This window comes from Flavihumibacter petaseus NBRC 106054, from assembly GCF_000974785.1.
Lineage (GTDB): Bacteria > Bacteroidota > Bacteroidia > Chitinophagales > Chitinophagaceae > Flavihumibacter > Flavihumibacter petaseus.
In genome coordinates this window covers 1-4,377 of record NZ_BBWV01000018.1, presented here as the reverse complement: position 1 = coordinate 4,377, position 4,377 = coordinate 1, and the positions used below count along the sequence as shown (strand labels likewise).

The 4,377-nt window shown below is 47.0% G+C and carries 5 protein-coding genes; all 5 read right to left on the bottom strand.

The features are described from left to right. Positions 1–142: 142 nt before the first annotated feature. Positions 143–955, bottom strand: coding sequence for a hypothetical protein (locus FPE01S_RS25320; protein ID WP_052956163.1), 813 nt, complete (start codon positions 953–955; stop codon positions 143–145). A 173-nt stretch (positions 956–1,128) separates the two neighbouring features. Further along, complete coding sequence (locus FPE01S_RS24470; protein WP_046371770.1) at positions 1,129–1,941, bottom strand: ferritin-like domain-containing protein; 813 nt, start codon at positions 1,939–1,941, stop codon at positions 1,129–1,131. Between the two features lie 17 nt (positions 1,942–1,958). Next, positions 1,959–2,630, bottom strand: coding sequence for a ferritin-like domain-containing protein (locus FPE01S_RS24465; protein WP_046371769.1), 672 nt, complete (start codon positions 2,628–2,630; stop codon positions 1,959–1,961). A gap of 164 nt (positions 2,631–2,794) precedes the next feature. After that, on the bottom strand, positions 2,795–3,586 hold the full coding sequence (locus tag FPE01S_RS24460) for an anti-sigma factor (RefSeq protein WP_046371768.1): 792 nt from the start codon (positions 3,584–3,586) through the stop codon (positions 2,795–2,797). Position 3,587: 1 nt separating this feature from the next. Further along, positions 3,588–4,094 carry an RNA polymerase sigma factor gene (locus FPE01S_RS24455; RefSeq protein WP_245624067.1) on the bottom strand — a complete coding sequence of 169 codons (507 nt, stop codon included), beginning with the start codon at positions 4,092–4,094 and terminating at the stop codon, positions 3,588–3,590. Between the last annotated feature and the right edge of the window lie 283 nt (positions 4,095–4,377).

Below are 4,377 nucleotides of genomic sequence, written 5' to 3'. Positions count from 1 at the left end.
TGGGATTTCAATTCGTAACAAAATCTTTTTCCTTTTTCATCCGTTTTTTCTGTGAGAATCAAATTTCCAGGAAGTCAAAAAACTATAGCGGGACTGCAAACATAGGCCTGTTCCGAATACTATCCAAAGTTTTTTGCTGAAGTCACTGCAGATTATGCCTCCGCCTCAAGCTGTGACGCAGTACTGTAGCCAATTCCCGCAATTTACCAGTACCAAATGGTGAAAGCGCCCACAACGCCAGTATCGCACCATAACTCCCTCCACGCTCTATCCATTCCAGCCATCCAAACTGCGGATAAAACAGCTCCGATCCCGCCTTCCAGAAAAACAACGCCAAAACTAAAGGACGGTAAGGCCGGAACAATACCAGGAAGGCAAGGCATATTTCAAACCAACCAACATATGCTGCAACGATTGACGGCGCCGTAAAACCCAGCCGCGCATACTGTAACAATATACCGGGCTTGCCGATCAGATTCAACCAACCATGCCCCGCCACCAGGAGATACACCACGGATCTTAATATCCAGCCGGTTGCTTCCAAACGCTGTCTGTCAGTTACCACCTTTGCCCCGGTCCGCTGAAATAATTGCCTGGCAGACCAGGGTCCGGTAAAACAGAGAAATGCCAGCGGCGCACCATAGTTGCCGGCCCGTTCAATCCACTCCGCAACCGGTTCTCCCGATAACGGCCGCAGCATTGCAGTGATAAAACCCCAGAAAACCAACCAGGCCGGAAGTGCGGCAATGGGATAAACCAGCATCATTACTCCCATCCCGATATCGATCCAACCTACCAAAGGCATCAGGGAATAGGCCATCTCCCGGCCTATTCCGAAAACTCCGAAATAATTACACCAGATCTCCTTGGTAATTACCCCGAAAATGCCATGACCGATGAAACACATGGCAATGGCAATCCGAAGAATGTAATGCACCTGGACGGATCTTTTCATATTCGCAATATACTTTCTGATCGCGAATCAGCACATCGTTCCACCCAAAAAAGTCCGCCGGAAAAATACGGCGGACAACTGGACCGCACCACCTGTTAACAGCCCTTCAGTTTCCGTTGGGAATGTCAGGTTAAAATGCCGGGAAACAATAAATGGTTATCGCTTCTGCTTTGTCAGGGGATAAAAAAGGGAGACAAAATTGCCATTATCTGATCAGGCCCCAAAGGCTCATCAAATGCCTCAGTAGCCGAATTATCCGAAACCAGCGCACTGATGTCCACGCCGCCCTGAACTACATTTTCTTCGCCATCATAACTGAACTGAACGGCAGCGCCAACTCCACCGATATCATTTCCTGTAACCCAGGGTTTCAGCAACGTTCCCCTGGCCTTCCGCATTTGTCGTATGTGTGAAGCATGCCGTGCTTCCACTGAATGTATCTGCAATGTCGCAGTCAGTACGGTATTATTGCTGATCAGGTCTCCGGCGCTTCCCTTATATGCGCGCACGCCTGTGTCTTCAAAGGTTTGTGCAACTGCCAGAAATGTGTCATAGTTGGTAAATACATCGCTAAAAGTACCACCGGCAGTAAAATCAAAATCAGGCTTTGTTACCGGCGTAACATTCATGGATTGCAGTACTGTACTCAAAAAAGATACGTGCGCCATCTCGTGATCCCGTATCGTCTTTATCGCATTTTCAGCAGGTGTTCCTGCAGGAACCACTCCGGCATCTAAGCCAGACTTGTAAAACTCAGATTCAAGGTACTCCAGTGTAAGCGCATAATTAAGCACATCAGTGATTTGAGTGTTCGATTGCCCATACGCTTTATTGAATAAAGCTCCCAATGTAAAGGGCAGTGTTGTTGCAACCAGCTTTGCTGTTGTGCTGCAAAATTCCCGCATTACTTTACGGCGTGAATCGATCCGGTCAAGTGCCGCAGGATCTTTGCCTATCCAGTATTGAATTATTCCGGTGAAATTCATACATGATATTTTAAAAGTTAACTATTGGGAAGGTTGCCTGCCCATATTTTTGACTTCAGAAACGGAGCTGCTGCTGCCAATACAGTCAATGGATCATTTACAAGGTCAAGCCCATCTGAATTAACAGCTGTGCCGTCTGCAAACGTTCCGTTGCTGATCAGATCCCTGATAAGTGCTGCATGTCGGGCTTCAACAGAAACTATCTTGCCAGCGAGCATTAAGTAATCGGCATTCTGAATAAGTTGTGCTGCTCCATTGTAAGCCGAAACACCGAGGTCCTCAAACGTTTTCGCAGTTGACAATACACTATCCCGATTGCTGAAATCAACTACACTGAAATCTGTTTCCAGCATGGGAACAGCATTAGTACCCAGTGCCATTTTGAAAAAGTCGCGATGTGCAATTTCATGGTCACGGATGTCCATCAGCAGCATACGCTCATCTGCTGTCATACCGGTGAAAGGACTCGCAATAACCTGCATATAAAATGCAGCTTCCAGTTGCTCCAATGCAAATGCGTAATTCAATATTCCCGTGTCCCCCTTACCCAGATCAATGCTGCCTTCAGGAGGCTTATTCGCAGGATCATCATCATCTTTATTGCAGGCCAGGAATGTTATACCGGCAACACCTGCAGTGAATCCGGTAAGAAGAAAATCCCTCCGCCCATTTCTTTTATACTGATTCATGAAGTCTGTAATTTGGTGTAACAAGACTTACGGCAATTTTGCATATATGGATTGCCTCGCCAGTTATTTATGTAAGAGAATAAATTGAAGCACGCACTATTCAAAAAAAAGCCGCTCTAACGAGCGGCCCTTGCATCCGAAACGGTTTGTGTCGTTCCAGAAAGTTATGATCCGACATGACCAATTACCATCATTTCTGTTAACGTGGGAGCCTGGCTTCCGCCTTCAGGTTCTATTGTTATGGCGAATGCCTGTGCCTGTGCAACCCCGCCTACCAAACCAAACTGAAGCTCTTTTGACAGAAGTGCTGCATGTATGGGTTTGCCATTAACAATAGCCCACAACTGGTATTGCTTTCCTGCAGGAAGTGGTGGAAGCTGGTTAACCTGAAGCAGTATTTCGTGAGAATGCCTGTTCCAGAATACTGTTACCATATTTGCTTCACGCCCCCGCACGCCATTCAATATCACTTTCTGCACGGCCGTATCTGATAGTTGCTGAACCTGCCCTTCCAAAGTCCTTATGCGGGCCTGATTAATCGAATTCTGATTGCTCGCTGTCTGTTGATCCAACAACAGGGTGAGATAATCCTGCCTTGTGTTTCGATACTGACGATAGAAGTAATAACAGAGTGCTGCACTTCCTGCAAATAGTATGAACAAGGCTGCAACGAGCCACCGCATACGTCTTAACACCGGCAACTCAATAATTCGGTCATCACTCGTCCCTGCATGTTCATTGGCACTTTTTTCAATTGCCTGTTTAACTTGTAAAGGGACGGGCGATGCACCGGCAAATGCCTGCTCTTCCAGCCAGGCTTCAGCCGCCTGCCAGGCAGCTTCAACTTCCGGATGCATTTTACGCATAGCCAATAGCCTGTTCTGTTCCTGCTCATCAGCAACTCCCATTAAACAGCTCTCGATGGCCCCGCTTTGTATGTAATCCTTGATATCCACTTTAGTTCCCGATCTTTTGACGTAATTGAACCAGGGCAGTCCTTAAACGGGTCTTGACTGTTCCCAGGGGGAGATTAAGCATACGGGAAATCTCCTCCTGGGTGTATCCCTGAAAATAGGACAGTTCAACCAGTTCACGATATTCTGTTTTTAACGCCTGAACTGTTCTGCGCAGACCCGCGTCGGAATATCCATACTGCACTGTTCCGGCAACTTGAATATGGTCATCCGTCAGGGAATTATTCCGCTGACTATTGCGCCAGTCGCGGCTTCGCAGCATGTCGATGGATATACTCCGCGTGATCTGCATCATCCATGTAAACAACTTACCTTTTGCTGGATCATACTGGTCGATATTCCGCCAGATTTTAAGGAAAACTTCCTGCAACACGTCTCCAGCAACATTGGCATCCGGTATTATCGAGCGGACCTGGCCGAAAAGGGCGTCTGCATAGTGGTCATAAAGGTAACGGAAGCCGGTTTGACTCTTGCTTCTGAGCAATGCCACCAACTCCAGTTCACTATATGTGTTAGTTCCTTTCAATCTGCCGTTTGTCGGATGCATCACTAGTTACGTAATCCTGTCCGATTTGGATTGGATATAAAAAAATATGACACCCGGATGGAATAAATGGTATGAATGCAATTGGCATACCTGACCTGGTTCTGGCTTCGGAGCGTTGGACAGGAGATAATAAAGTGCAGCGTTCAGGTATGGGTGAGTGGTTTGGGCTGAATCCGGAAGGTAAAAGTAACTTTGAATCAGAGTTTCTGCCATCACCATCAGGTAC

Coding starts and splice junctions, on each gene's coding strand:
- FPE01S_RS25320 (WP_052956163.1), bottom strand. CDS start 955: ATGAAAAGATCCGTCCAGGTGCATTACATTCTTCGGATTGCCATTGCC.
- FPE01S_RS24470 (WP_046371770.1), bottom strand. CDS start 1,941: ATGAATTTCACCGGAATAATTCAATACTGGATAGGCAAAGATCCTGCG.
- FPE01S_RS24465 (WP_046371769.1), bottom strand. CDS start 2,630: ATGAATCAGTATAAAAGAAATGGGCGGAGGGATTTTCTTCTTACCGGA.